Annotated in this window: 21 protein-coding genes and 1 tRNA gene; 5 read left to right on the top strand and 17 right to left on the bottom strand. The window is 67.0% G+C overall.

Annotation, left to right across the window (positions count from 1 at the left end; genetic code table 11):
- Positions 1–140: 140 nt before the first annotated feature.
- The 7 genes from guaD to FHD67_RS06045 form a co-directional block, all read right to left on the bottom strand.
- Positions 141–1,421, bottom strand: a complete 1,281-nt coding sequence (gene guaD, locus FHD67_RS06075) for a guanine deaminase (protein WP_139598175.1) — start codon at positions 1,419–1,421, stop codon at positions 141–143.
- Positions 1,409–2,140: a xanthine dehydrogenase accessory protein XdhC gene (gene xdhC / locus FHD67_RS06070; RefSeq protein WP_139598174.1), complete on the bottom strand. Its 732-nt coding sequence runs from the start codon at positions 2,138–2,140 to the stop codon at positions 1,409–1,411. The genes guaD and xdhC overlap by 13 nt, the downstream gene beginning before the upstream one ends.
- Complete coding sequence (xdhB, locus tag FHD67_RS06065) at positions 2,137–4,446, bottom strand: xanthine dehydrogenase molybdopterin binding subunit (protein WP_139598173.1); 2,310 nt, start codon at positions 4,444–4,446, stop codon at positions 2,137–2,139. The genes xdhC and xdhB overlap by 4 nt, the downstream gene beginning before the upstream one ends.
- A 3-nt stretch (positions 4,447–4,449) precedes the next feature.
- Positions 4,450–5,898, bottom strand: a complete 1,449-nt coding sequence (xdhA, locus tag FHD67_RS06060; protein ID WP_139598172.1) for a xanthine dehydrogenase small subunit — start codon at positions 5,896–5,898, stop codon at positions 4,450–4,452.
- 296 nt (positions 5,899–6,194) lie between these two features.
- Positions 6,195–7,448 carry a urate hydroxylase PuuD gene (locus FHD67_RS06055; protein ID WP_206692666.1) on the bottom strand — a complete coding sequence of 418 codons (1,254 nt, stop codon included), beginning with the start codon at positions 7,446–7,448 and terminating at the stop codon, positions 6,195–6,197.
- A gap of 1 nt (position 7,449) precedes the next feature.
- Complete coding sequence (uraH, locus tag FHD67_RS06050; protein ID WP_045981279.1) at positions 7,450–7,800, bottom strand: hydroxyisourate hydrolase; 351 nt, start codon at positions 7,798–7,800, stop codon at positions 7,450–7,452.
- A 107-nt stretch (positions 7,801–7,907) separates the two neighbouring features.
- Positions 7,908–9,386 carry a nucleobase:cation symporter-2 family protein gene (locus tag FHD67_RS06045; protein ID WP_139598171.1) on the bottom strand — a complete coding sequence of 493 codons (1,479 nt, stop codon included), beginning with the start codon at positions 9,384–9,386 and terminating at the stop codon, positions 7,908–7,910.
- Between the two features lie 268 nt (positions 9,387–9,654).
- On the opposite strand from FHD67_RS06045, the gene bhcR reads away from it, so the two are divergent.
- The gene (gene bhcR / locus FHD67_RS06040) at positions 9,655–10,455 is read left to right on the top strand and encodes an HTH-type transcriptional regulator BhcR (protein WP_139598170.1); all 801 of its coding nucleotides are present in this window, start codon (positions 9,655–9,657) and stop codon (positions 10,453–10,455) included.
- 6 nt (positions 10,456–10,461) lie between these two features.
- Here bhcR and FHD67_RS06035 read toward each other — a convergent pair whose 3' ends face one another.
- Positions 10,462–11,763 carry an NCS2 family permease gene (locus FHD67_RS06035; RefSeq protein ID WP_045999024.1) on the bottom strand — a complete coding sequence of 434 codons (1,302 nt, stop codon included), beginning with the start codon at positions 11,761–11,763 and terminating at the stop codon, positions 10,462–10,464.
- 219 nt (positions 11,764–11,982) lie between these two features.
- On the opposite strand from FHD67_RS06035, the gene puuE reads away from it, so the two are divergent.
- Together puuE and FHD67_RS06025 are read left to right on the top strand one after the other, a co-directional pair.
- Complete coding sequence (gene puuE / locus FHD67_RS06030; RefSeq protein ID WP_139598169.1) at positions 11,983–13,389, top strand: allantoinase PuuE; 1,407 nt, start codon at positions 11,983–11,985, stop codon at positions 13,387–13,389.
- Entirely contained in the window at positions 13,386–14,285 is a 900-nt protein-coding gene (locus FHD67_RS06025) for a bifunctional allantoicase/(S)-ureidoglycine aminohydrolase (protein ID WP_139598168.1), read from the top strand. Before puuE ends, FHD67_RS06025 begins: the two co-directional genes overlap by 4 nt.
- A gap of 16 nt (positions 14,286–14,301) precedes the next feature.
- Here the strand turns inward: FHD67_RS06025 and FHD67_RS06020 are convergent, their stop codons facing one another.
- Positions 14,302–14,631, bottom strand: a complete 330-nt coding sequence (locus tag FHD67_RS06020; protein ID WP_045981284.1) for a DUF3140 domain-containing protein — start codon at positions 14,629–14,631, stop codon at positions 14,302–14,304.
- Between the two features lie 116 nt (positions 14,632–14,747).
- Here FHD67_RS06020 and FHD67_RS06015 point away from each other — a divergent pair, with 116 nt between their 5' ends.
- Positions 14,748–15,944 carry a heparan-alpha-glucosaminide N-acetyltransferase domain-containing protein gene (locus FHD67_RS06015; protein ID WP_139598167.1) on the top strand — a complete coding sequence of 399 codons (1,197 nt, stop codon included), beginning with the start codon at positions 14,748–14,750 and terminating at the stop codon, positions 15,942–15,944.
- 1 nt (position 15,945) lies between these two features.
- Here the strand turns inward: FHD67_RS06015 and FHD67_RS06010 are convergent, their stop codons facing one another.
- From FHD67_RS06010 to FHD67_RS05975, 8 genes are all read right to left on the bottom strand, one after another.
- Positions 15,946–16,854 carry a DMT family transporter gene (locus FHD67_RS06010; RefSeq protein WP_240542546.1) on the bottom strand — a complete coding sequence of 303 codons (909 nt, stop codon included), beginning with the start codon at positions 16,852–16,854 and terminating at the stop codon, positions 15,946–15,948.
- 97 nt (positions 16,855–16,951) lie between these two features.
- The gene (locus FHD67_RS06005) at positions 16,952–17,695 is read right to left on the bottom strand and encodes a YebC/PmpR family DNA-binding transcriptional regulator (RefSeq protein WP_045981286.1); all 744 of its coding nucleotides are present in this window, start codon (positions 17,693–17,695) and stop codon (positions 16,952–16,954) included.
- A gap of 124 nt (positions 17,696–17,819) precedes the next feature.
- Positions 17,820–18,047: a hypothetical protein gene (locus FHD67_RS06000; protein WP_139598166.1), complete on the bottom strand. Its 228-nt coding sequence runs from the start codon at positions 18,045–18,047 to the stop codon at positions 17,820–17,822.
- A 122-nt stretch (positions 18,048–18,169) separates the two neighbouring features.
- The gene (locus tag FHD67_RS05995) at positions 18,170–19,954 is read right to left on the bottom strand and encodes an SLC13 family permease (RefSeq protein WP_045999020.1); all 1,785 of its coding nucleotides are present in this window, start codon (positions 19,952–19,954) and stop codon (positions 18,170–18,172) included.
- Positions 19,955–20,056: 102 nt separating this feature from the next.
- Positions 20,057–20,872, bottom strand: a complete 816-nt coding sequence (locus FHD67_RS05990) for a TIGR00282 family metallophosphoesterase (protein WP_139598165.1) — start codon at positions 20,870–20,872, stop codon at positions 20,057–20,059.
- 100 nt (positions 20,873–20,972) lie between these two features.
- Positions 20,973–21,179, bottom strand: a complete 207-nt coding sequence (locus tag FHD67_RS05985) for a cold-shock protein (protein WP_042248736.1) — start codon at positions 21,177–21,179, stop codon at positions 20,973–20,975.
- Between the two features lie 155 nt (positions 21,180–21,334).
- Positions 21,335–21,409 (bottom strand) — tRNA-Thr (locus tag FHD67_RS05980).
- Positions 21,410–21,439: 30 nt separating this feature from the next.
- The gene (locus FHD67_RS05975; protein WP_246071250.1) at positions 21,440–23,032 is read right to left on the bottom strand and encodes an ABC transporter permease; all 1,593 of its coding nucleotides are present in this window, start codon (positions 23,030–23,032) and stop codon (positions 21,440–21,442) included.
- Between the two features lie 229 nt (positions 23,033–23,261).
- Here FHD67_RS05975 and FHD67_RS05970 point away from each other — a divergent pair, with 229 nt between their 5' ends.
- The gene (locus tag FHD67_RS05970) at positions 23,262–24,137 is read left to right on the top strand and encodes a hypothetical protein (protein ID WP_045999018.1); all 876 of its coding nucleotides are present in this window, start codon (positions 23,262–23,264) and stop codon (positions 24,135–24,137) included.
- The last annotated feature ends 10 nt before the right edge of the window (positions 24,138–24,147 follow it).

The raw sequence follows: 24,147 nt of genomic DNA, 5'->3' as shown, positions 1-24,147 counted from the left end.
GAACGGCACGATTTTGCCAAGCCGGATCGGGTGGCAGGTTCGATCTGTCGTTGGGTCACATCGTTAGGGGCCGAATCACGCCTGTCCCCGGCGCGACGCGCGCAGGCGGCGCCGAACGTCGCCCGGCTGCCAGAGGTGCATCAACCAGCCTTCTGCGGGCGACCGGCGACATAGGTCTGGGCCACCGCGCGGTCGTCGCCCATGATCTGCAGGATGAACAGCTCCTGCGCCAGGGTCTCGGCCTTTTCCATCCGCAACGCCATGGCGGGGGTGGCACGGGCGTCGAGGACCACCAGGTCAGCGGCGCTGCCGGGGGCCAGGGTGCCGATCTCGGCCTCCATGCCCAGGGTCAGCGCGTTGCCGCGCGTGGCCCAGTGGAACGCCGCCAGCGGATGCAGCTTCTGCCCTCGCATCTGCAGGATCTTATAGCCCTCGGCCAAGGTCTGCAGCATCGACCAGCTGGTGCCGCCGCCCACATCCGTTGCGATGCCGCTGACGATGCCCGCGGCGCGCAGCCCGTCGGCGTCGAACAGCCCGGACCCCAGGAACAGGTTCGAGGTCGGGCAGAACACCGCATGGCTGCCGGTCTCTGCCATCCGGGCGATTTCGCGGGGTTCCAGATGGATCGAGTGGCCCAGCAGCAGCTTGTCAGACAGCAGGCCGTAGCCCTCGTAGATGTCCAGATAGTCGCGCGCCTTGGGATAGAGCGACAGGGTGTATTCGATTTCGTCGACGTTTTCCGACAGATGCGTCTGCACGTGGCAGTCGGGATGGGCGCGGGCCAGCGCGCCGGCCGCTTCCATCTGTTCGGGGGAGGACGTGATCGCAAAGCGCGGCGTGATCGCATAGCGCTGGCGGCCCTTGCCGTGCCACGCCTGGATCAGCGCGGCGCTGTCGTCATGGCCCTGCTGCGGCGTGTCCAGCACGGCGGCCGGCGCATTGCGGTCCATCATCACCTTGCCCGCGACCATGGCCATGTCGCGATCATGGGCGGCAGAGAACAGCGCCTCGGCGCTGGCCTTGTGGCTGGAGCAGAAGGCAACGGCGGTCGTCGTGCCATGCGCGGTCAGCTGGTCCAGGAACAGTCCCGCCATGCGGGTGGCATGCGCGGGGTCGGCGAATTCCGCCTCGGCCGGGAAGGTATAGGTGTTCAGCCAGTCCAGCAGCTGCGCACCCCAGCTGGCAATGACCTGCAACTGGGGAAAATGGATATGCGGGTCGATGAAGCCCGCCAGGATCAGGTGCGAGCGGTGGTCGATCTCCTCCAACCCGTCGCGGGTCAGTTCGGCATGATCGCCGACGGCGACGATGCGCCCGTCATCGACCAGGATGGCCCCGTCTTCCCAGAAGCGATGATTGTCGGCCGTGTCCTGGGGATCGGCATGAAAGTCGAGGACGCGGCCCCGGATCAGCTGTTGCATGGGTATTTTTTCAAAGAAGAAGAGGTGAGGCGCGCCATCAGTTCGGCGGCGGTGAAGGCGGCGATGATTTCAGGGCGCTTGTCGCGCGAGAAGCCCGCCCCGATGGGACAGGTCAGGCCGGCGGCGTCGATCCCGCGCGAGGCGGCGAAGCGTTCGAACTGGGCCCGCTTGGTGGCGCTGCCGATCATCCCGACATAGGGCAGGTCGGTGCGGGCAAGCGCCTCGGCCGCCAGCAGGAAATCCAGTGCGTGATCGTGGGTCACGATCACCACGGACGTGCCGGGCCGGGCTGCGCGGATCTGCGCCTCGGGCAAGGGGGTCAGCAGGGTCGGGCCGCTGGCCTGCGCCAGTTCCTCCGGCCGGCTGTCGATCAGCAGGTCGTTGACCGGCAGCGGTTCCAGCGCCCGGGCCAGCGCGCGCCCGACATGGCCCGCGCCAAAGATCAGCGCATCAGCGTGATCCTGCGGCGCGGGGCCGTGGCGGTCCAGCGTCAGCACCACCCGCCCGCCGCAGCACTGGCCGATCTGGGGGCCCAACGGCACGTCCATTGTGGCATCGGCCTCGTCCCGCGCCAGCATCTGCCGCGCGCGGTCGATCGCCATGTATTCCAGCTGTCCGCCGCCGATGGTGCCGGTGACCCGGTCGGGGGTCACGAACATCTCGGCCCCCGCCTCTCGCGGGGTCGAGCCCAGGGCCCGGGTGACGCGGACGCGGATCATCCGCGCAGCCGCTCGACCGCCATCAGCACGCGTTCGGGCGTGGCGGGCGCATCCAGACGCGCGGGCGTGCGATAGTCGGCGACCGAGGCCACGGCCATGTTGATCGCCTCGAACACGCTGATGCCCAGAACGAAGGGCGGCTCTCCGACGGCCTTGGACCGCTTGATGGTCCGCTCGCTGGCCTCGGACCAGTCGGCCAGCGCGACGTTGAAGATGCGCGGGCTGTCGCTGGCAAGGGGCACCTTGTAGGTCGACGGCGCATGGGTGCGCAGGCGGCCCTTGGCGTCCCACCACAATTCCTCGGTCGTCAGCCAGCCGGCACCCTGAACGAACGCGCCCTCGACCTGACCGCGGTCCAGCACCGGGTTCAGGCTGCGGCCCACGTCGTGCAGGACGTCGGCGCGGTCGATGACGTATTCGCCGGTCAGCGTGTCCACCGACACCTCGGCCACCGCGGCGCCATAGGCGAAATAGTAGAACGGCCGCCCCTGCCCCGTCGTCCGGTCCCAGTGGATCTTGGGCGTCTTGTAGGAGCCTGCCGCCGACAGCTGGATGCGCGCCATGTACGCCGCGCGGATCACCTGGGCAAAGGGAATCATCTGATCGCCCGCCCGCACGTGCCCCGGCACGAACGCCACCTGGTCGGGGGCGACCTGCCATTTCTCGGCCACGAAGGTCACCAAGCGCGCCTTGATCTGTTCCGCCGCATCCAGCGCCGCCATCCCGTTCAGGTCGGTCCCCGACGATGCCGCCGTGGCCGAGGTGTTCGGCACCTTTTCCGTGGTGGTCTTGGTGATCTTGATGCGGCTCAGGTCGCACTGGAACGCCTCGGCGACCACTTGGGCCACCTTGGTGTTCAGACCCTGCCCCATCTCGGTCCCGCCGTGATTCAGGTGGATCGAGCCGTCGGAATAGACATGGATCAACGCCCCTGCCTGATTGAACCAGGTCGCGGTGAAGCTGATGCCGAACTTGACTGGGGTCAGCGCGATGCCCTTGCGGATCACCCCACCCTTGGCGTTCCAGTCCAGCACCGCCTGCCTGCGGGCGTGATAATCGCTGCTGGCCTCCAACTCATCGAAGATGCGCGGCAGGATCTGGTCCTGCACCGTCTGGTGATAGGGCGTCAGCTGGCCGTTCTGGTACAGGTTGCGCTTGCGCACCTCCAGCGGGTCCATGCCCAAGGCATAGGCGATCTCCTCGACCATGCGTTCGGCCACGATGGCGCCCTGGGGGCCGCCGAAGCCGCGAAAGGCGGTGTTGCTGACGGTGTTCGTCTTCATCGGGTGGCTGCTGATGCGCACGTCAGGATAGAAATAGGCGTTGTCGGCGTGAAACAGCGCCCGGTCGGTCACCGGCCCCGACAGGTCCGCCGAAAAGCCGCAGCGGGCATAGAAATCGCCCTCCACCGACCGGATGCGGCCGTCATCGTCGAAGCCCACGGCGTAATCCACCACGAAATCGTGCCGCTTGCCCGTGGCGATCATGTCGTCGTCCCGGTCCGGGCGGATCTTGACCGTCCGGTTCCAGCGCTTGGCCGCGACGGCCGCGACGCAGGCGAACAGGTTCATCTGCGTTTCCTTGCCGCCGAAACCGCCGCCCATGCGCCGCACGTTCACCACGACCGCGTTGCTGGGCACCCCCAGGACGTGGGCCACCATGTGCTGCACCTCGGACGGGTGCTGGGTCGAGACGTGCAGGACGACCTCGTCATCCTCGCCCGGCACGGCCATCGCGATCTGGCCCTCCAGATAGAAATGGTCCTGCCCGCCGATGGCAAAGCGACCCTCGATCCGGCGCGGCGCGGCGGCCATCGCCGCAGGCGCATCGCCGCGCTTGAGTGTCAGGGGGTCAGTGACATAGCCCATGCTCGCGTCGCGCGCCGCGATCGGGTCCAGCGCATGGGGCAGCACGTCATAATCGATCCGCGCCTTGTGCGCCGCGCGGCGCGCCTGGTCGCGCGTTTCGGCGATGACCGCAAAGACCGGCTGGCCCCAGAACTGCACCACGCCTTCGGCAAAGATCGGGTCGTCGTTCTTGCCGTTGGGCGACACGTCGTTGACGCCCGGCAGATCGGCCGCCGTCAGGATGCCCAGCACGCCCGGCTGCGCCACCGTTTCGGTGAAATCCATGCCCGTGATGCGGCCATGGGCGCAGGACGACAGGCCCAGATAGGCGTGGATCGTGCCGGTGGGCTCGACCAGATCGTCGGTGTATTCGGCACGGCCGGTGACATGCTTGGCGGCGCTGTCATGGGCGGTGTCCTGATGGGCCTGGCCCGTGATGGTCGCGGTGTCGTCCTTCATGGCCTAGACTCCTTCGCTCTGGCGCAGCCGTACGGGCAGGCCGGGTTCGGATTGCTCCAGCCAGAACCGCCGGATCAGGTTGCGTGCGACGGTCGCGCGGTATTCCGCGCTGGCGCGCATGTCGGACAGCGGCTGGAAATCCTCCGCGATCGCGCGGGCGGCGGCATCGAAGCTTGCCGCCGCGAAGGGCTGCCCCTGCAGCGCGGCCTCGGCACGGCGGGCGCGCTTGGGCGTTCCGGCCATGCCGCCGAAGGCCAGCCGCGCACGGGTGATCATGCCGTCCGCCACGTCGATGCAGAACCCCGCCGCGACAGAGGTGATATCGCTGTCGCGCCGCTTGCTGACCTTGTAGGCCGCGATGCGCGCCTGGGGCTGCATGGGGATCAGGACCTCCTCGACGAACTCGCCTTGCCGGCGGTCCTGCTTGCCGTAGTCGATGAAGAAATCCTCCAGCGGCAGCTCGCGGCGCGTGTCGCCCCCGCGCAGGACGATCCGCGCGTCCAGCGCGATCAGCAAGGGCGGCGTATCCCCGATCGGAGAGCCGTTGGCGATGTTCGCCCCGATGGTGCCGGCATTGCGCACCTGCCAGCCGCCGATGCGCGACCAGTATTCGGCGGCCTGCGGAACATGGCGGGCGATCAGGGGCGCGGCCTCGCTGTAGGTCACGCCGGCACCCAGACGGATCATGCCGTCCTCGACCGCGATGTCCTTCATCAGGTGACCGATAAAGATGGCCGGGCTGATGTCGCGCATGAACTTGGTGACCCACAACCCGACATCGGTGGCGCCCGCGACCAGCGTCGCCTTGGGTTCGTCCAGCAGCAGCTGGGCCAGATCGTCGGTATCGGCGGGGACCAGTGCCCGGTCCGCTCCGCGCGCAAGCGACACCCGCGCGCCACGCATCCCGGCCAGGCGCGCGGCCACCGCGTCGCGTTCGCGGGACAGCGCGTCCTGGGCCTGCCCTCCGGCCGCGCCCGCGGCCAGGGCCGCGCGGATGATCGGCGCATAGCCCGTGCAGCGGCAGATGTTGCCCTGCAGCGCGGTCTCGATCTCGGTGGCATCGGCATCGGGATTGGTCATCCACAGCCCGTAGAGCGCCATCACGATGCCCGGCGTGCAGAAGCCGCACTGGCTGCCGTGATGGTCCACCATTGCGGCCTGGACCGGGTGCAGACCGCCATCGGGGCCGCGCAGATGCTCGATCGTGACGATATGTGTGGCATGGCACGAGGCCAGCAGCCGGATGCAGGCGTTCACCGGCTCATAGACCAGCCCTGTGGCGGTCAGGCGTCCCGCAAGCACCGTGCAGGCGCCGCAATCGCCCTCGGCGCAGCCCTCCTTGGTGCCGGTCATCCGGCGCGCAAGGCGCAGATGATCCAGCAGCGTGTCCGAAGCGCCGACCTCTGTCAGGGCGATCTCGGTGTCGTTCAGAAGAAACCGCAGCTGGGTCATGATAGCCTTTCCTTGCCTTGGTCCAAGTCTACGGCCTGGCGGTGCGTTTCGAAATCGGCTGTGATCTAGAAGACTTTACACGTTCCGTTGAAAGCGGACCACCGTCACATGGCGTCAGGCGCGAAAGCCGCGCCATCTGCGACAATCTTCGGCAGCCCTTTCCAGCGGTGGCCGGACCTTGCCGGGGGCGCAGAAAGGCGCGGCGGCCCCCCATCGAGGGGGACCGCCGCGCCCGGGGGACTGGGCCCCCGTGTCCCGCCGTTGCGCGGGCCGTTGTTACTCAGCGGGGAATGGCCCTACAGGCCCGCGACCCCCAGGGGTCCAACCTCGCGGAACCAGCGCAGGATCGCGTCGCGCTCGGCGTCCTCCATCCCGGTGATGTTCGCAGGGGGCATCGCATCGGTCAGTCCCGCCTGGACATAGACCTGATGCGCGGCGCGGGCGATGTCGGCGGGCGTCTCCAGCAGGACGCCCTTGGGCGCGGTGCGGATGCCGTCCCAGACCGGTTCGCGCGCATGGCACATCGAACAGCGGCCGATGACGGCTTGGCTGGCATCCTCGAACCCCTCGGCCTCGGCGAAGCGCGCCTCGACCGGGGTCAGGGGCCGCGCCATCGCCTCGTCATAGCTGTCCTGGTTCACGCCGATCGACGCCAGCCACATCACCCCGATGAACAGCATCGTCGTGACCGCCCAGGTCCACCACTGGTATCCCTTGCGGGCGTGCATGGTGTTGAAGAAGTGCCGGATGGTCACACCCATCAGGAAGATCAGCGCCGCGATCAGCCAGTTGTACTGGCTGGCGAAGGCCAGCGGGTAGTGGTTCGACAGCATCAGGAAGATGACCGGCAGCGTCAGGTAGTTGTTGTGCGTCGACCGCAGCTTGGCGATCTTGCCGTATTTTGGGTCGGCGGGGCGCCCGGCCTTCAGGTCGGCGACCACGATGCGCTGGTTCGGCATGATGATCAGGAACACGTTCGCGGTCATGATCGTCGCGGTGAAGGCGCCCAGATGCAGCAGCGCCGCGCGGCCCGTGAAGATCTGGTCATAGGCCCAGCCCATCGCCACCAGCGCCGCGAACAGCAGCAGCATCAGCACCGTGGGACGGTTGCCCAGGGGCGACTTGCACAGCCCGTCATAGATCAGCCAGCCCACCGCCAGCGACCCGCCCGAGATCAGGATCGCCTGCCAGATCGCCAGGTCGGCCTTGGCGGGCTCGATCAGGTACAGGTTGGCGCCGGCCCAATAGGTGACCATCAGCAGCGCGGCCCCAGACAGCCAGGTCGCATAGCTTTCCCATTTGAACCAGGTCAGATGCTCGGGCATGCGCTCGGGCGCGACCAGGTACTTGCGGATGTGATAGAATCCCCCGCCGTGGACCTGCCATTCCTCGCCATGCGCGCCCTTGGGAAGGTCGGGTGCCTTCTGCAGGCCCAGGTCCAGCGCGATGAAGTAGAACGACGACCCGATCCACGCGATGGCGGTGATCACGTGCAGCCAGCGGACGGCAAAGGAGAGGAACTCCCACAGGATGGCGATTTCCGGGATCATCTCAGCTGCCCCGATAGGTGGAATAGCCGAACGGAGAGACCAGCAGCGGCACGTGGTAATGGTCGTTCTGCGACATGCCGAAGCGGATCGGGATCACGTCCAGAAAGCGGGGGCTTTCGGGAGCCACGCCCGACGCGTCCATCCAGGCGCCGGCATGGAATTCCAGCTCGTAGGTGCCGGTGGCGAAATCGCCCGCCGGCAGGATATGCGCATCGGTGCGCCCGTCGTCATTGGTCACCATGCGCGCGATCTCCTCGCGCGCGGGCGACAGCCGGAACAGCACCACCTGCATCCCGCGCGCGGGCAGCCCGCGCGCCGTGTCCAGAACATGCGTTGTCAGAAAACCCGACATGAAATCCCCCCGTCTTGATCGTTTCTGCGCCGTGATACCCGATTTGCCCAAGGGCGGCAGGGGCTTGATGGACAAGGCAGTCTTAAGAAACCGTGCATAATCGATCCTCAGTGATCGGCCAGGCGACCGGCTTCGGCCAGTTCAGCCTCGTCCGCGGGGGCCGCACCGTTGTAGAACCAGTTCAGCGCCACCGCGCTGACCGCGGCCAGCAGGATGCCCGAATGGATCAGCGGATGGATCGCATGGGGCAGCCACTGCTTGAAGTTCGGGGCGACCAGCGGGATCATCGCCATGCCGATGCTGATGGCCACGACGAACAGATTGTGGCGGTTGGCGGTGAAATCAACACGGCTCAGGATGCGGATGCCGGTGGCGGCGACCATCCCGAACATCACCAGCCCTGCCCCGCCCAGGACGGTGGTCGGCAGGCTTTCGACCAGGGCGCCCATCTTGGGGATCAGGCCCAGCACGATCATGATGATGCCGCCCGCCACGCAGACGAACCGCGACCGGATGCCCGTGACCCCAACCAGCCCGACGTTCTGCGAGAAAGAGGTATAGGGGAAGGTGTTGAAGATGCCGCCCAGCATCGTGCCCAGACCGTCGGCACGCAGGCCCGCGGCCAGGCCGCGAGAGTTGATCGGACGGCGGCACATGTCTGACAGCGCCAGGAACATGCCCGTCGATTCGATCATCACTACGATCATCACCAGGACCATCGTGACGATCATCACCGGGTCAAAGGTCGGAGGACCGAAATGGAACGGCTTGATGACGGCGAACCAGGCGGCCTCTCCGACCTTGTCGAACTGCATCAGCCCCATCGCCGCCGCGGCGACGCCGCCCACGGCGATGCCAAGCAGCACGGCGATGTTGGCCATGAAACCGCGGGCGAACCGCGACACCAGCAGGATCGTGCCCAGCACCAGCACCGCGATCAGGATGTTCGTCCCCGAAGCATAGGCGGGGTTCGGCATGGCGGGCGCCAGGCGCAGCCCCTCGGGCACGCCGCCTGCGGCGATGGCGCCGTCCAGCCAGGCCTGCTGCGCGGGATCGACCAGCATCGGCGCGGTCGGACCGACCGGCAGGCCGAAGATCCAGTTGATCCCGATGGGCATCAGGCTGATGCCGATGGCCAGGATGACCGTGCCGGTGACGACGGGCGGAAAGAACCGCAGCACCCGCCCGATCAGCGGCGCCAGCAGGATGGCGATCAGGCCCGCCGCGATGATCGCACCGAACAGTGCGCGCGCCCCGTCGGTGCCCGGCGTCTGGCCCGCGATGGCGACCATCGGCCCCACGGCCGCAAAGGTTACGCCCATCATCACCGGCAGGCGGATGCCGAAATACTGGGTCATGCCCAGGCTTTGGATCAGGGTCGCCAGTCCGCAGACGAACAGGTCGGCCGAGATCAGGAAGGCCACCTCCTCGGGTGGCAGCTGCAGGGCGCGGCCGACGATCAGCGGCACCGCGATGGCGCCCGCGTACATGACCAGCACGTGCTGGAAACCCAACGTGATCAATCGCCCCGTGGGCAGCATCTGGTCGACGGGATGGACCTGGGTCCGGGAAAGGCTGTCTGTCATGGCGGGCTCCCCTTCTGATGTCGCGTCGTGGTTGCGCGACTGACCCAGACCTAGCTTGGCCCGTCATTTTCCCGAAACAGATTTTCAGGGCGACGTCGGCACCCTACCCCCGGCTGCCCGAAATCCCGGCACCGAATCCGCCCCTGCCCAACCCATGCCGGGAACCCGCGGCGACCGAAAATGGAAATGTTTTCTAAGCGTTGGCTTTTTGGCTTGCGAGACGTCATTTTCGCCCGCATCTAAAGGCAGCATTAACAAGGGACGCATAATGGCCGACCCGACCCGCAAGCGGGGGCGCCCCCGCAAGACCCTGCCCGACGCACCGGGCACCGTGCAGTCGCTGGACCGGGCGCTGGACCTTCTTGACCTGTTGGCGGCCCATCCCGGCCTGACCTTGTCCGAGGTGGCGGACCGATCGGCACAGCCGCCCTCGACCGTGCACCGGGTGCTGCACACGCTGGCCGCGCGCGGCATGGCCGAAAGCGACCCCGCGACGCAGGCCTGGAACATCGGACCGCAGGCGTTCCGCCTGGGATCGGCCTTCATGCGCCGGTCGGGCCTTGTGGAACGCGCCCGCCCGATCATGCGCGCGCTGATGGAACATACCGGCGAGACCGCGAACCTGGGCATCCTGCAGGGCGACAGCGTGCTGTTCCTGTCCCAGGTCGAGACCTCCGAGACGATCCGCGCGTTCTTTCCCCCCGGCACCCGGTCGCCCCTGCACGCATCGGGGATCGGCAAGGCGCTGCTGGCGTTCCGGCCCGGCAGCGTCGCGGCACTGGGTCCCCTGGCGCGGTTCACCGACACCACGCTGACCGACCCCGCGGCGCTGGAGGCGGACCTGGCCCGCATCCGGCACCGCGGCTTTTCCTTCGACGACGAAGAACGCAGCCGGGGCATGCGCTGCATCGCGGCCCCCGTCTTCGATCTGTCCGGCGAGGCGATCGCCGGGATCAGCGTCAGCGGCCCCACGCACCGCATCGGGGCCGAACACGTCAAGACCCTGGGCGCGATGGTGGCCGCCGCGGCGGCCAACCTGTCCGATGCCCTGGGCGGCCCGACCCGCTGACCGGGGTCAGTGCGCGCCGAACAACGCGAACTTGGCCACGAACAGGGCCGCGATGATCCAGGTTGCGGCATGCACCTCGCGCGCGCGGCCGGTCAGCAGCTTGATCACGGCATAGCTGATGAAGCCGAAGGCCAAGCCGTTGGCGATGGAATAAGTCAGCGGCATGGCGATGGCGGTCAGCACCGAAGGCGCGGCCTCGGTCACGTCGTCCCAGCTGACCTCGGCCAGCTCGCGCACCATCAGCGTCGCGACATACAGAAGCGCGGGCGCGGTCGCATAGGCGGGCACCGACCCGGCCAGCGGCGCAAAGAACATCGCGGCCAGGAACAGCAGGCCCACGACCACCGCGGTCAGGCCGGTCCGGCCCCCCGCCTGCACGCCCGACGCGCTTTCCACATAGGCGGTTGTCGAGGACGTGCCCAGCAGCGCACCGGCCGTGATCGCGGTCGAATCCGCCATCAGCGCGCGGCCCAGGTTCTTGTTCTTGTGGGTCGGCCCCTCGGTCAGCAGGCCCGCGCGCTTGGCCACGCCGATCAGCGTGCCGGTGGCGTCGAAGACCTCGACCAAGACCATGACCAGAACGACCTGGAAGATGCCGAAGGTCAATGCGCCCATCAGGTCCATCTGCAGGAAGGTCGGCGCGATCGACGGCGGCATGGACATGACGCCAGAAAACTGGCTGACGCCAAGAACGATTGCCGCGACCGTCACCACCAGGATGCCGATCAGGATCGCCCCCGTGACCCGCAGCGCGTCCAGCGTCACGATCAGAAAAAACCCGCAGATCGTCAGCAGCGTGCCCGTGGCGGTCAGATCGCCCAACGCGACCAGCGTCGCGGGGTTGCCCACCACGATGCCCGACGACTGCAGTGCGATGATCGCCAGGAACAGGCCGATGCCCGCCGCGATGGCGCTGCGCATCGACGCGGGGATGCCCGCGATCAGCCAGCGCCGGATGCCCGTCAGCGACAGGAACAGGAAGATCATCCCGCTGATGAACACCGCGCCCAGCGCCTGCTGCCAGGTAAAGCCCATGACGCCCACGACGGTGAAGGCGAAGAAGGCGTTCAGCCCCATGCCCGGCGCCATGCCGATGGGCCAGTTGGCCCACATCCCCATGATCAGCGAGCCCAGCGCCGCGGCAAGACAGGTCGCGACGAAGACCGCGTCGCGGTCCATGCCGGTTGTGGACAGGATGTCCGGATTGACGAAGATGATATATGCCATCGTCAGGAAGGTGGTGATCCCGGCGATCACCTCCGTCCTGACGCTGCTGCCTTTTTCGGCAAGTCCAAAATAGCGTTCCATGCGTCCCCCCTTAGCGGACCCCCCGTCCGCCGTTGGGCCGGACAGTGGGCGGCGCGGCCTCATGCCGCAATTGTCCCCGGCGCGTAAGTCTTTCAACGCGATTTTGAAAGACCCGACCATTGTCGCGCATTCCTTGATACAGAATTCCGCCCCTGACCGCTTGTCCTTGCGCGGCCGCCGCGCTTTGCTGACGCAACGACAGGCACAAGGGGGAGAGAGATGCGCTACAGCCGAGACCTGACCGGATATGGCCGGACCACCCCCGATCCCCGCTGGCCGGGCGGTGCCCGCATCGCGGTCCAGATCGTCCTCAACTACGAGGAAGGCGGAGAGAACAGCATCGAGCATGGCGATCCCGCCTCGGAGGCGTTCCTGTCCGAGATCATCGGCGCCCAGCCCTGGCCCGGCCAGCGGCACTGGAACATGGAATCGATCTATGACTATGGCGCGCGGTCGGGCTTCTGGCGGATGCACCGCATGCTTAGCGACCTGCCGATCACCGTCTATGGCGTCGCCACCGCGCTGGAGCGCAGCCCCGAACAGGTGGCCGCCATGCAGGAGGCCGGGTGGGAGATCGCGACCCACGGACTGAAATGGATCGACTATCGCAACGTCCCGCGAGAGGTCGAGGCCGACCACATCGCCCAGGCCGTGTCCCTTCACACCGCCATCACCGGTGAACGCCCGCACGGCTTCTATCAGGGGCGCACGTCGATGAACACGGTGGCCTTGGGCTGCGAGGAAGGCGGGTTCGCCTATCTGGCCGACACCATCGCGGACGAACTGCCCTATTGGCACGTCCACAACGGCCGGCCGCAGCTGATGGTGCCCTATACGATGGACGCCAACGACATGCGATTTTCCAGCGGACAAGGGTTCGGAACGGGGACCGACTTCTTCGACTATCTGCGCGACAGCTTCGACATCCTCTATGCCGAAGGGGCCGCCGGCGCGCCCAAGATGATGTCCATCGGCCTGCATTGCCGCTTGGCCGGGCGCCCCGGTCGAGCCATGGCGATCCAGCGGTTCCTGGACCACGCCCGAAGCCACGAGGGCGTCTGGTTCGCTAGCCGCCTGGACATCGCCCGCCATTGGGCGGCCGAACATCCGTTCCAGCCCCGCACACGCCCGTCGCAGATGGACCGCGACGCCTTTGTTGCACGGTTCGGCGGCGTCTATGAACATTCTCCCTTCATCGCCGAACGCGTCTGGGATGCCGAAATGGGTGCCGTCCACGACACGCCCGGCGGCCTTGCCGGGCGCATGGCGCAGATGTTCCGCGCGTCAGGCGACGACGAACGACTGGGCGTGCTGCGGGCCCACCCCGATCTGGCCGGCAAGCTGGCGCTGGCAAAGCGTCTGACCGCCGACAGCACCGCCGAACAGGCCAGCGCCGGTCTGGACGCGCTGACCGATGCGGAACGGGCCGAATTCACACGCCTGAACGACGCCTATGTCGCCAAGCACGGCTTTCCGTTCATCATCGCGGTCCGCGACCACGACAAGGCGGGCATCCTGTCCGCCATGCAGGCCCGCGTCGACAACGACACCGCCACCGAACGCGCCACAGCCGAGGCGCAGGTCACCCGCATCGCCACCCTTCGCCTGAAAGAGATCCTGAAATGACCCAGACCGGCCCCGCGGGCGCCCCCACCGGCGACATCGCCCAGCTTCCCACCGATGATGCCACCGCGCCGCGCATCCACTATGCCGGCCCCGTGGCGGGCCTGCCGCCCCAGACGGGGATGACCACCGACACGGCGATCTTCACCGAGGCCTATGCCGTCATCCCCCGCACCGTGATGCGCGACATCGTCACCAGCTATCTGCCCGGCTGGCAGGGGATGCGGTTCTGGATGTTGGCCCGCCCGCTGACCGGGTTCGCGGAAACCTTCAGCCAGTACATCGTCGAACTGGCCGAAGGCGGCGGCAGCGATACGCCTGACGACGACCCCGAGGTCCAGCACGCGATTTTTGTCACCGGCGGCGACATGCAGGTGGTGATCGACGGGACCGAGCATTTGCTGTCGCCGGGCGGCTTTGCCTATATCCCGGCTGGCACGCCGTGGCGGGTCAGGAACCGCACCGCAGGCCCCGCAGGCTTTCACTGGTGGCGCAAGCGCTGGCAGCCCTTTGCCGGCACGGACAAGCCCGACCCCATCGTAGTGCAGGAACAGGACATCGCCCCGTCCATGATGCCCGACACGGACGGGGCATGGGGCACCACGCGCTTCATGGACCCGGCCGATCTGCGCCATGACATGCACATCACCGTCGTGACGTTCAAACCCGGCGGCTCGATTCCCTTCGCGGAAACGCACGTGATGGAACACGGCCTGTTCGTGCTGGAAGGAAAGGCCGTCTATCGCCTGAACCGGGATTGGGTCGAGGTGGGTCCGGGCGATTACATGTGGCTGCGCGCCTTCTGCCCGCAAGCCTGTTACGCCGGCGGCCCGGGGCCGTTCCGTTATCTTCTGTACAAGGACGTCAACCGCCACGCGACGCTGTGGCCGAACCGCTAATTCGCCGGGGCTGCGATCACTTCAGCGGATCGTGGCCCCAGTTCATCAGGGAATAGCGCCAGTCGCTGTGTTCCTTGTCCTTTTCGGGGCCACCCTGTGCCAAGTGGCGCTTGATGTAGCCCGCGACCTTGGCCATGTGCGACCAGTCGTCGTCGGTCAGGTCGGCCTTCTTCTTGTCCTTGATGCGCAGGATGTGGCGACCAGACTTGTGGCCGGTGCTTTCGCCCTGCCCGCCGGTGTCGCCCACCGACTTGCTGTCGTCAGTGTCCAGCCAATCTTTCAGCTGGGACGGCGTCATGTTCACCAGCTTCTGCCAGTCGTCCCAAACCTGTTCATGCGATGCCACTGAATCCTCCTGCGATCGGCGGAAAAACTCTTGGCGCCAATGCGCGGTTCCAATCGGGCGGCATTCTGCTATGACCCCGCGTTGCACAGAATGCAAATCATTAACGTGGTAAACAGATGCGGATCATTGGCCTTGATGCGGCGCGAAGCCTGGCGATCGTGCTGGCAATGTCGTCGCATGTCTTTGCGGATGTGGGCCTTTACGCCCACATGTCCGGACCGCTGACCCGCATTGCGGGATTTGCCTTCCAGATCGCCACACCGACCTTCATCCTGCTGTTCGGCACAATGCTGGAGGTGGTCTATCGCCCACGATGGACCACGCGTCAGGCGCGCCATGGGGTTGCCATGCGGCTTTTGTCGCGGGCGTTCCAGTGCTGGGTTCTCTATGCGCTGACGATCCTGACACTGACCTTGACCGATGACGGCTACTCGGTGCCCTACAGCACCGCGACGATCCTGTTCATGGGAAATTCACCCTATACGGAAATCCTGAAGTTCTATGCCATCGTCCTCGCCATCGCGCCGATTCTGTTGTGGATTCGGGCGCGGACCGGGCTGTTGCCGCTGGCGGTCGCCGCGCTGGCCTGTCACGCGGCGTGGCCCCTGCTCAGCGGCCTTCCGGACGTCCAGAACGATCTGGGCGCGCCCACCCCCGTGGCCAGCCTCGTGCAGTTCCTGACCGGTTTCGGCGACCTGCCGCTTGCAGGTCCGTCCGTGCTGCACGGCCTGACGCTGGTCGTCGCCGGACAATGCCTGGGCCGCTATCTGACCGGCCCGTCGGCGGCGGGATCGACAGACCCCTTGGCCGATCCAAGCTTTGGCCGCCGGGTGCGTGCGCTGCTGGTCGGGGGCGCGGGGGTCGCGCTGATCGGCGGGCTGTTCGTCAGCGTCGACGTGATTGACGGCCTGGCGGGTGGTAGCCTGCGCAGGGACAGCAATCCGCTCTATTTCGCAACTGGCATCCTGTCGGCGACGCTGATGACGCTGTTCTTCGTCTGGTTGATCGACATCCGCAAGATCGGAAGTACCGGGGCATGGTCCCGCGTCACCTTCTTTGGCCGCACCAGCATGTTCACCTTCGGCTGGGGCAATGTCCTGCTGTATCTGGTCGCCCCGCAGCCCACCGACGTGACCGGGGCACTGGCATGGACCGCCGCCCTGCTGGCCGCGCTGTGCGTGATGAGCCTTGGTTTCGACCGCGCCGCGCGCCGCTCGACGACGGTGGCGACCACGCTGACGCGGCTCAGACGGCCCGCCGACTGGCTGGCCGAACGGCTGCTATGGGGGATGGGCCGACTGCGCGCGGCCTAGCTCAGACCTTGGTGGCGCTGACCGGTGGCGTGACGGTGCGGGCGCGAATGCGCGCCTCGCGCCAGGTGATATAGCTGATCGCCCCGATCATCAGACCGCCGCCCAGGATCACCCACGGGTCCAGCGGCTCATGAAAGACCAGCACGCCGACCAGGCTGGCCCAGATCAGCTGCAGGAACGTCACCGGCTGCGTGACCGTCAGCGGCGCCGCCGCAAAGGCCCGCGTCATCGTGTAGTGGCCAAGCGTCGCAAAGACCGCGACCAGCGCCAGCCAGCCCAGCTGGCCCATCGTCGGCGGCACCCACTGCGCGATGGCCAGCGGTGCCAGACCGACCGACACAGTCAGCGACATCATCGCCACGACCACCGCCGCGGGCACGCGATCCGACAGCTGCTTGGCGATCAGATATGACAGACCGAAGGCGACAGCGGCCAGCACCTGGCTCAGATGCCCGGGGTCCAGCTCCCGCAACCCCGGCCGCAGTACGACCAGCGCGCCCATAAGCGCCACCGCCACCGCCGCGATCCGCCGCGAGGCCAGCTTTTCGCCCAGGAACAGCGCGGCGCAGATCGTCACGATGATGGGGTTCAGAAAGCCGATGGCCGTCACCTCGGCCACGGTGATGCGCGACATCGCATAGAACCATGCGACCACCGCCACCACGTGCAGCGCCCCACGCAGCGCGAACAGCCCCCAGATCCCCCGCGAAAACCCGCCCCGCAAGGCGCTGGTGATGACCGGGGCCAGAAACACCAATCCGAACAGAAAGCGGATGAACGCCGCCTGCGCCGCGGGCAGCGCGCCGTCCAGCCCGCGCACGATGGTGTTGACCGCGACAAAGCACAGCCCTGTCGCCAGCATCCATCCGATGCCGATCAGGTCGCGGCGTGTCTCGCTTTGCATCTGCATGATCTGCAATTGCCGCCTTTCCCGGCGGCGCGCAAGGCGCAAAACGCAAGACGGGCCGGCCCCGATGGGAACGGCCCGCCCGCGCAATCGACGGCGATTACAGTTGCGCCGCGATCTCTTCCGAGATGTCGAAATTGCCGGTGACGGTCTGCACGTCGTCGTCATCCTCCAGCGTGTCGATCAGGCGCATCAGCTTTTGCGCGGTCTCAAGGTCGGTGACCTCGGTGGGCGCCTGAGGCTTCCAGATCAGCTTGGCGGTGTCGGATTCGCCCAAGGACGCCTCCAATGCGCTGGACACCTCGTTCAGCGCGGTGTCGGCGCAATAGATCCAGTGGCCCTCCTCGTCGGATTCGACGTCGTCAGCCCCGGCTTCCAGCGCAGCCAGCATGACCGTATCGGCATCGCCCGCGGATGCGGGATAGACGATCTCTCCGACCCGGTCGAACATGAAGCTGACCGAACCGGTTTGGCCCATGTCGCCGCCCGACTTGGTGAAATAGCTGCGCACGTTCGACGCGGTGCGGTTGCGGTTGTCCGTCATCGCCTCGACCACCAGCGCGATCCCGTTCGGGCCGTAACCCTCATAGCGGATCTCGTCATAGGTCTCGGCGTCGCCGCCCTGCGATTTCTTGATGGCGCGGTCGATCACGTCCTTGGGAACGGATTTCGACTTGGCCTCCTTGACGGCCAGGCGCAGGCGCGGGTTCTTTTCAGGATCGGGGTCGCCCATCTTGGCGGCCACGGTGATCTCTTTCGCCAGCTTGGAGAACAGCTTGGACCGCAGCTTGTCCTGCCGGCCCTTGCGGTGCTGGATGTTGGCCCATTTGGAATGCCCTGCCATGTCGGGTCGTCCTTCGTGCGGAAACTGGAATATGGCCCGCTTCTAGTCCAGCGGGCACCCCCATCGCAATGCGAAACGCGGCCCCAAGGGGCCGCGCGGTGGTCGTCCGGTGATCTGGCGCGCCTTACAACGCGGCGGAACCGCCCAGGATGCGGCGGACTTCGCCGTCGCGGGTCAGACCCTTGGCCGACAGTTCGGCATCCGACATCTGGCTCAGGCGGTTCAGCGCGCGCATCTGCGGGCTAGCCTCGGCCAGAGCGATCATGAAGCGGCCCACGGCACGGAACGGCGCCAACAGCGAGCCGGCCGAGAAAACGGTGGATTTGTGATCGACAGAAGCGATGGTCGCCATGTGGAAACTCCTTGCATAGGACAAAGTCGTTTCCTCCCCTGCGCCCTAGATCGGGGTTTTGCCCCCCGATCGCAACAGCCGATGCTGCATGGCAGCATTGCAGTCGCGGCAAACGCAAGGCGTCAGGGGACCAGCGGCCACAGGATGGGGATGATCAGGCACGCCACGATGCCGCAGATGATGTCCAGCGGCACGCCCACCTTGACGAAGTCGGAGAACCGATACCCCCCCGGTCCATAGACCATCATATGCGTCTGATAGCCGATTGGCGTCGCAAAGGCGACGGTCGCCGCGAACATGACGGCCACGACATAGGGTCGTGGGTCGTGGCCAAGGGTCGTGGCCAGCGCGATGGCAATGGGCGTCAGAAGGACGGCGACAGCATTGTTCGACAGGACCTCGGTCAGGATCAGGCCCAGGAAATAGACCGCGATGAGGGTCAGGAACGGCGGCAGGTCCATCAGGTGCGGCGCCAGGAAGTCGACGATCAGGTTGACCGTCCCCGTATGTTCCAACGCCTCGCCCACGGCCAGCATGGCGAAGATCATCGCCATCAGGCGGCCGTCCACGAAAGAGAACGCCTCTTCGGCGTCGACGCAGCGGGTGATCAGGATCACCGCCGCCGCCAGGAAGGACAGCGCCAGGATCGGGGCGACGTTCAGGGCCGCCAGCGTCACCACGGCCAGCAGGCAGATGATCGCGATGGGCGCGCGATTGCGCCGATAGGCCCGCGCCGAGGGGCGCGAGACGTCGACCATCTCCATGTCGGTGGCCAGGCGGCCGATATCCTCGGGCGCGCCCTCCAGCAGCAGGGTGTCGCCCACGCGCACCACCAGGTCGTCCAGCTGGCGACCGATGTTCTGGTTCCGCCGGTGCGCCGCCAGGACATAGATGCCATAGCGGCGGCGCAGGCGCAGGTCGCCAAGGCGGCGACCGATCAGATGGCAGCCCGGCGAGATCAGGACCTCGACCGTCTCGGTCGCGACCGAGCCCAGCTTGTCCAGCATCTGCAGGTTCTTGTTGTCCAGCATCTCCAGCAGGTCGGACATCTCCGACCGCAGGACGACGCGGTCGCCGGGGGCCAGCACCACCTCGGGCAGGTTGCGGCGCAGCGAAGCGTCGCCCCGCAGCACGTCGATCAGGCGCACCGCGTCGCGCTTGAACAGCGCCACCTCGGTCACGGTCTGGCCGACCAGGGATGAATCCTCGGGAATCGCGACTTCGGTGAAGTACTTCATCTCGCGGCGCGACCCCAGGAAGCCGGCCAGCGAGGTGCGTTCGGGCAGAAGCTTGCGCCCGATCAGCAGGAAATAGGCGATCCCGGCAAGCGTGATGGCGATGCCCACCGGGGCGATCTCGAAGATCGTGAAGGGCTCCATCCCGCGTTCGCGCGCCACCCCGTCGACCAGCAGGTTGGTCGAGGTGCCGATCAACGAGATCATGCCCCCCATCAACGTGAAATAACTAAGCGGCATCAGAAGTTTGGACGGCGTTGTTCCAAGCCGCAGCGCCAGCTGGATGCAGATCGGAATCATCACCGCGACGACCGGCGTGTTGTTCATCACCGCCGATGCAACGATCACGAAGCCGAACAGGCTGGCCACCGCCAGCATCGGATTGGTGTCGGCGCGGGCCGATACGATGCTGGACATCAGGTCCAGCGCCCCTGTCCGCATCAGGCCGCCCATCAGCAGGTACATGAAGGCGATCGTCCAGGGCGCGGCATTCGACAGCACCCCCGCCGCATCCTCGACCGGCAGCAGCCCCAGCACCATCATCGTCGCCGCCGAGGCGATGGCGATGACCTCTGGCGGGTGCTTTTCGCGGATGAAGAGGACAAAGGTGATGCTGACGATGATCAGCATGGCAACGGAAGCGGTCGTGCCGGTCAGTTCAAAGCCAAGCATGAAGATCCTGTCTCGTCACACGGCCCGGATGCGGCCCCGACATCGGGGTGTAGAGCAGTTTTCTGCGCTGCCGCAAGCGAAAGTTGAAACGGTGCCGGCGGGTCAGGCCGGATGCGTGGCCGCCAGCCGACCGCCGTCGCGCACCGGCTGGACGCTGCGCGCCTGGCCCGTGCGGTCGTCCGTCTCGACCAGCACGCCGGACAGCGTCGCCTCGCCTTCTGCGGGCACAAAGCGGTCGCGGACCATACCGGTGATGAAGCGGCGCAGCGGCTCCGCCTTGTCCATGCCGATCACGCTGTCATAGTCGCCGCACATTCCCGCATCGGTCAGATAGGCCGTGCCGCGCGGCAGGACCTGTGCATCGGCCGTGGGGACGTGGGTGTGGGTGCCCACCACCAGGCTGGCGCGCCCGTCGCAGAAATGACCCACGGCCATCTTCTCGCTGGTCGCCTCGGCGTGGATGTCGACCAGGGCGGCCTGCACCATGCCGCCCGGCGGATGGGCGCGCAGCACGCCGTCCAGCGCCGAGAACGGATCGTCATAGGGACGCGACATGAACACCTGGCCCAGGGCCTGCACGATCAGCGCCTTGCGCCCGCGCTGGTCGCTGATGATCGTATGGCCGCGGCCCGGCGCCTCGCGCGCGAAGTTCAGCGGGCGCACGATCCGCGGTTCGCGGTCGATGAAGGCCAGCATCTCCTTTTGATCAAAGGCATGGTCGCCGAGCGTCAGGCAATCGGCACCCGCCTCCAGCAGCAGTTGCGCGTGACCCGCGGTCAGGCCGCGCCCGCCGCTGGCATTCTCCGAATTGACCACGACAAGATCGGCCTTCAGCCGGGCGCGCAGCCCCGCCAGCCGTTCAGTGATCGCTCGACGGCCCGAACGGCCCATCACATCGCCAAGAAACAGAATTTTCATGGGGGTCTGCTAAGCCAATCTGCGTGCGGCCTCAAGCGCGCACATGCAAAAAGGGCTGCCTTGCGGCAGCCCTTTCATATCGTCGCCGTAAGGCGTCGGATCAGACGAACTGAACGTTCGTTGCCGATTCGCGACCGTCGCGGCCACGCTCCAGCTCGAACGTCACCTTCTGGCCGTCGGCCGGAGCCGACAGGCCCGCGCGCTCGAGAGCCGAGATGTGCAGGAAAACGTCCTGGCGGCCGCCTTCCGGTTGAATGAAGCCGAAGCCTTTGGTGCTGTTGAACCACTTCACGGTGCCGTTGGCCATCGTGAGATCTCCTGTCTTAGTGTTCCACCCACAGTATGCGGTGGCTTGGCCGTCAGATTAACAAAGCAGACTGAAGGCAGAAGCAGACAGGATGCAGAGAATTTAACGTAGCCATGTCTAGATAGGGCGGACAGGGCCTTAATGCAAGGGAAACTTGGTGCCGGCTGAGGGATTTGAACCCCCGACCCCCTGATTACAAATCAGACGCTCTACCACTGAGCTAAGCCGGCATCGTCGTCCGATTACCAAGCCGCCCGATGTTACGCAAGCGGCGGCTTCGTGCGTCTGGCACCGCCCAGGTTGGTGCGCGCCAAAAGCGCGACCGCGGCCAGCCCCACGGCCATCACCAGCAGTGCCGCTGGCGCGGCGTTGCCCAGATCCTCCAGGCTGGCGCGTTCGTGGGTGCGGGTGGCCAGCGTCTCGAAGTTGAACGGGCGCAGCAGCAGCGTTGCGGGCAGTTCCTTGACGCAATCGACGAAGACCAGCAGCAGCGCCGCCCCCACCGACCCGCGCATCATCGGCAGATAGACCGCGCGCAGCACCCCGGCATTGTCGCGCCCCAGCGACCGCGCCGCCATCGGCAGCGAGGGCGGCACCCGCGTGAAGGCCGCGTCGATCGCCCCCTGCCCGATCGCGAAGAAACGGACCAGATAGGCCAGCACGATGGCCGTGCCCGTCCCGGTCAGGATCAGCCCCGGATCGGTGCCCGTCACCGCCAGCCAGCCATCCGCGACCCGGTGGTCCAGCGCGGCAAGCGGGATCAGCAGGCCCACCGCCAACACCGCCCCCGGCGCGGCATAGCCGATGGTGGTGACCGGCATCAGCAGGCGCGGCAGCGCCCGCCCCGACAGGCGCGTGCCATAGACCATGATCAGCGCCATCAGCACCGTCAGCACCGCGGCAATCCCGCCCAATGACACCGTATGCCAAGCGGCCCGCACCAGCCCCGGCGACACCCAACCCTGCGGATAGGCCAGCGCATAGGTCGCGATCACCCCCACCGGCAGGACGAACCCCATCGCGAAGGGCAGCGTGCAGGCCAGCGTCGCCAGGACCCCCGGCAGGGCACGCAGGCGCTGGCGCTGGATCGGCCGCGGCTGCCGGGCGCTTTGGTGATAGCGTGCGTTGCGGCGGGCAAAGCGTTCCCACAGCGACAGAAGCACGATGATGGCCAGCATCGCGCAGGCGATCTGGGCGGCGCCGCCGGCGTTCCGACGCTCCAGCCAGGTGGTGAAGATGCCGGTGTTCAGGGTCTGGACCCCGAAATAGCTGACGACGCCGTAATCGGCGACCGCCTCCATCATCGCGATGGCCGATCCCGCCACGATGGCCGGGCGCGCCAGCGGCAGGCCAACGCGGGCGAACAGGCCCCAAGGGCCGGTGCCCAAGGCGCGTGCGACCTCGTATGCGCTGCCCGACTGTTCGTGCAGCGCGGCGCGCGTCAGCAGATAGACATAGGGATAGAGCGCGGAGGCCAGCACCACGATCGCCGCCTCCAGCGAGCGGATGCGCGGAAACCAGTAGTCGCGGGCCGTCTCCCACCCGAACCAGCCGCGCAGGGCGATCTGGACCGGGCCGGAATAATCCAGGAAATCGGCCAGCGCATAGGCGCCGATATAGGCGGGTACCGCCAGCGGCAGCAGCAGCAGCCACTGCAGCATGCCGCGGCCCGGAAAGTCGTACATGCTGACCAGCCAGGCCGCCCCGGTGCCCATCGCCGCGGCCAGCAGTCCCGTCCCCACCGCCAGCGCGACCGTGTTGCCGAAATAGCGGGGCATGACGCTGGACAGCAGATGCGGCCAGATGTTGTCGGTGGGGTTCAGCGCCAGCCAGACGACCGACAGGACCGGCATCAGCACAAGCCCTGCGACCAGGACCGCGGCGACCGACCATCCGCGCCCGCCCCCCTGGCGCAGGGCATGATCGTGACGGCGGCTGCGGGTCGGTTCTGGGGCTGTCCGGGTCATGCCCAAGGGCGATATGCCAAAGCGGTTTGACTGTCCACGCCGGACGGTTAATCTGCGCGCCACAACCAGGGCGGGCTTGCCCGCCGCAAGGCCAAGAAAAGACGGGACAGTTCAGATGCAGATGGTTTTCCACCTGGGGGTGCACGGCACCGACCGCGACCGCCTGCTCAAGACGCTGCTGAACAACCGCGCCGCCCTGCAGGGCATCGGCACCGAGGTGGTCACCCCGAACCGCCACCGTGGGCTGTTCGACGAGGCGCTGGCATCGCTGAACGGCGGCACCGCCACGCCCGAGATGGAACAGATCATGATGGACGCGATGCTGGAAAGCGACGATCCCAAGCGGATCGTGATGTCCACCTCGACCTTCATGGGTGCGCCGGGCCGGGCTGTGGGGCGCGACGGGCTCTATCCGCAGATCGGCATGCGCGCGGCCGCGCTGTCGCGGCTGTTCCCGTCGGCGCGGACCGAGTTCTTCCTGGCGATGCGCAATCCCGCCACCCTGCTGGCCGAGGTCCTGCCCCAGTTCAGCGGCGGCGGCTATGACGACCTGATGCAGGGCAATCACCCGCTGCAGCTGCGCTGGCGGCTGGCCATCCAGAAGCTGGTCCGATCGGTGCAGGGCCGCCGCCTGGTCCTGTGGTGCCACGAGGATGTGCCGCTGATCTGGCCCGAGGTGGTGCGGTTGATCGGCGCATTGCCCGACGGCGTGCCGCTGGCGGGAAACATGCCCTACATGTTCGACCTGCTGGGCCCGTCCGGGATGGAGAAGCTGCGCGCCGCGATGGCGGGCCGCGACCAGACCAATGTCGCGCAGCGCCGCCAGATCTATTCCGACGTCCTGGCCGCACATGCCTTGCCCGAGGTGCTGGAGCAGACCGTCGACCTGCCGGGCTGGACGCAGGGGCTGGTCGATCAGGTGACCGAAAACTATCGCGCCGACGTGGCCGAGATCGCGGTCCTGCCGGGCGTCGAGTTCATCCTGCCCTAGGGCCGCGCGG

The sequence above is a fragment of the Paracoccus haeundaensis genome (assembly GCF_006239215.1).
Classification (GTDB): Bacteria; Pseudomonadota; Alphaproteobacteria; order Rhodobacterales; family Rhodobacteraceae; genus Paracoccus; species Paracoccus marcusii.
The sequence above is the reverse complement of the archived record's forward strand: the minus strand, read 5'-3'. Positions and strand labels throughout refer to the sequence as shown.

Excerpts from the sequence above, each read along its gene's own strand:
- FHD67_RS06045 (WP_139598171.1), bottom strand. The coding sequence starts at position 9,386 with ATGACAGACAGCCTTTCCCGGACCCAGGTCCATCCCGTCGACCAGATG.
- FHD67_RS06055 (WP_206692666.1), bottom strand. The coding sequence starts at position 7,448 with ATGATCCCGGAAATCGCCATCCTGTGGGAGTTCCTCTCCTTTGCCGTC.
- FHD67_RS05975 (WP_246071250.1), bottom strand. The coding sequence starts at position 23,032 with ATGCCGGTCCTGTCGGTCGTCTGGCTGGCGCTGAACCCCACCGACAAC.
- FHD67_RS06035 (WP_045999024.1), bottom strand. The coding sequence starts at position 11,763 with ATGGAACGCTATTTTGGACTTGCCGAAAAAGGCAGCAGCGTCAGGACG.
- FHD67_RS06025 (WP_139598168.1), top strand. The coding sequence starts at position 13,386 with ATGACCCAGACCGGCCCCGCGGGCGCCCCCACCGGCGACATCGCCCAG.
- FHD67_RS06015 (WP_139598167.1), top strand. The coding sequence starts at position 14,748 with ATGCGGATCATTGGCCTTGATGCGGCGCGAAGCCTGGCGATCGTGCTG.
- bhcR (WP_139598170.1), top strand. The coding sequence starts at position 9,655 with ATGGCCGACCCGACCCGCAAGCGGGGGCGCCCCCGCAAGACCCTGCCC.
- xdhB (WP_139598173.1), bottom strand. The coding sequence starts at position 4,446 with ATGAAGGACGACACCGCGACCATCACGGGCCAGGCCCATCAGGACACC.
- guaD (WP_139598175.1), bottom strand. The coding sequence starts at position 1,421 with ATGCAACAGCTGATCCGGGGCCGCGTCCTCGACTTTCATGCCGATCCC.
- FHD67_RS06005 (WP_045981286.1), bottom strand. The coding sequence starts at position 17,695 with ATGGCAGGGCATTCCAAATGGGCCAACATCCAGCACCGCAAGGGCCGG.
- puuE (WP_139598169.1), top strand. The coding sequence starts at position 11,983 with ATGCGCTACAGCCGAGACCTGACCGGATATGGCCGGACCACCCCCGAT.
- xdhA (WP_139598172.1), bottom strand. The coding sequence starts at position 5,898 with ATGACCCAGCTGCGGTTTCTTCTGAACGACACCGAGATCGCCCTGACA.
- FHD67_RS06000 (WP_139598166.1), bottom strand. The coding sequence starts at position 18,047 with ATGGCGACCATCGCTTCTGTCGATCACAAATCCACCGTTTTCTCGGCC.
- FHD67_RS06010 (WP_240542546.1), bottom strand. The coding sequence starts at position 16,854 with ATGCAGATGCAAAGCGAGACACGCCGCGACCTGATCGGCATCGGATGG.
- uraH (WP_045981279.1), bottom strand. The coding sequence starts at position 7,800 with ATGTCGGGTTTTCTGACAACGCATGTTCTGGACACGGCGCGCGGGCTG.
- FHD67_RS05985 (WP_042248736.1), bottom strand. The coding sequence starts at position 21,179 with ATGGCCAACGGCACCGTGAAGTGGTTCAACAGCACCAAAGGCTTCGGC.
- FHD67_RS05970 (WP_045999018.1), top strand. The coding sequence starts at position 23,262 with ATGCAGATGGTTTTCCACCTGGGGGTGCACGGCACCGACCGCGACCGC.
- FHD67_RS05990 (WP_139598165.1), bottom strand. The coding sequence starts at position 20,872 with ATGAAAATTCTGTTTCTTGGCGATGTGATGGGCCGTTCGGGCCGTCGA.
- FHD67_RS05995 (WP_045999020.1), bottom strand. The coding sequence starts at position 19,954 with ATGCTTGGCTTTGAACTGACCGGCACGACCGCTTCCGTTGCCATGCTG.
- xdhC (WP_139598174.1), bottom strand. The coding sequence starts at position 2,140 with ATGATCCGCGTCCGCGTCACCCGGGCCCTGGGCTCGACCCCGCGAGAG.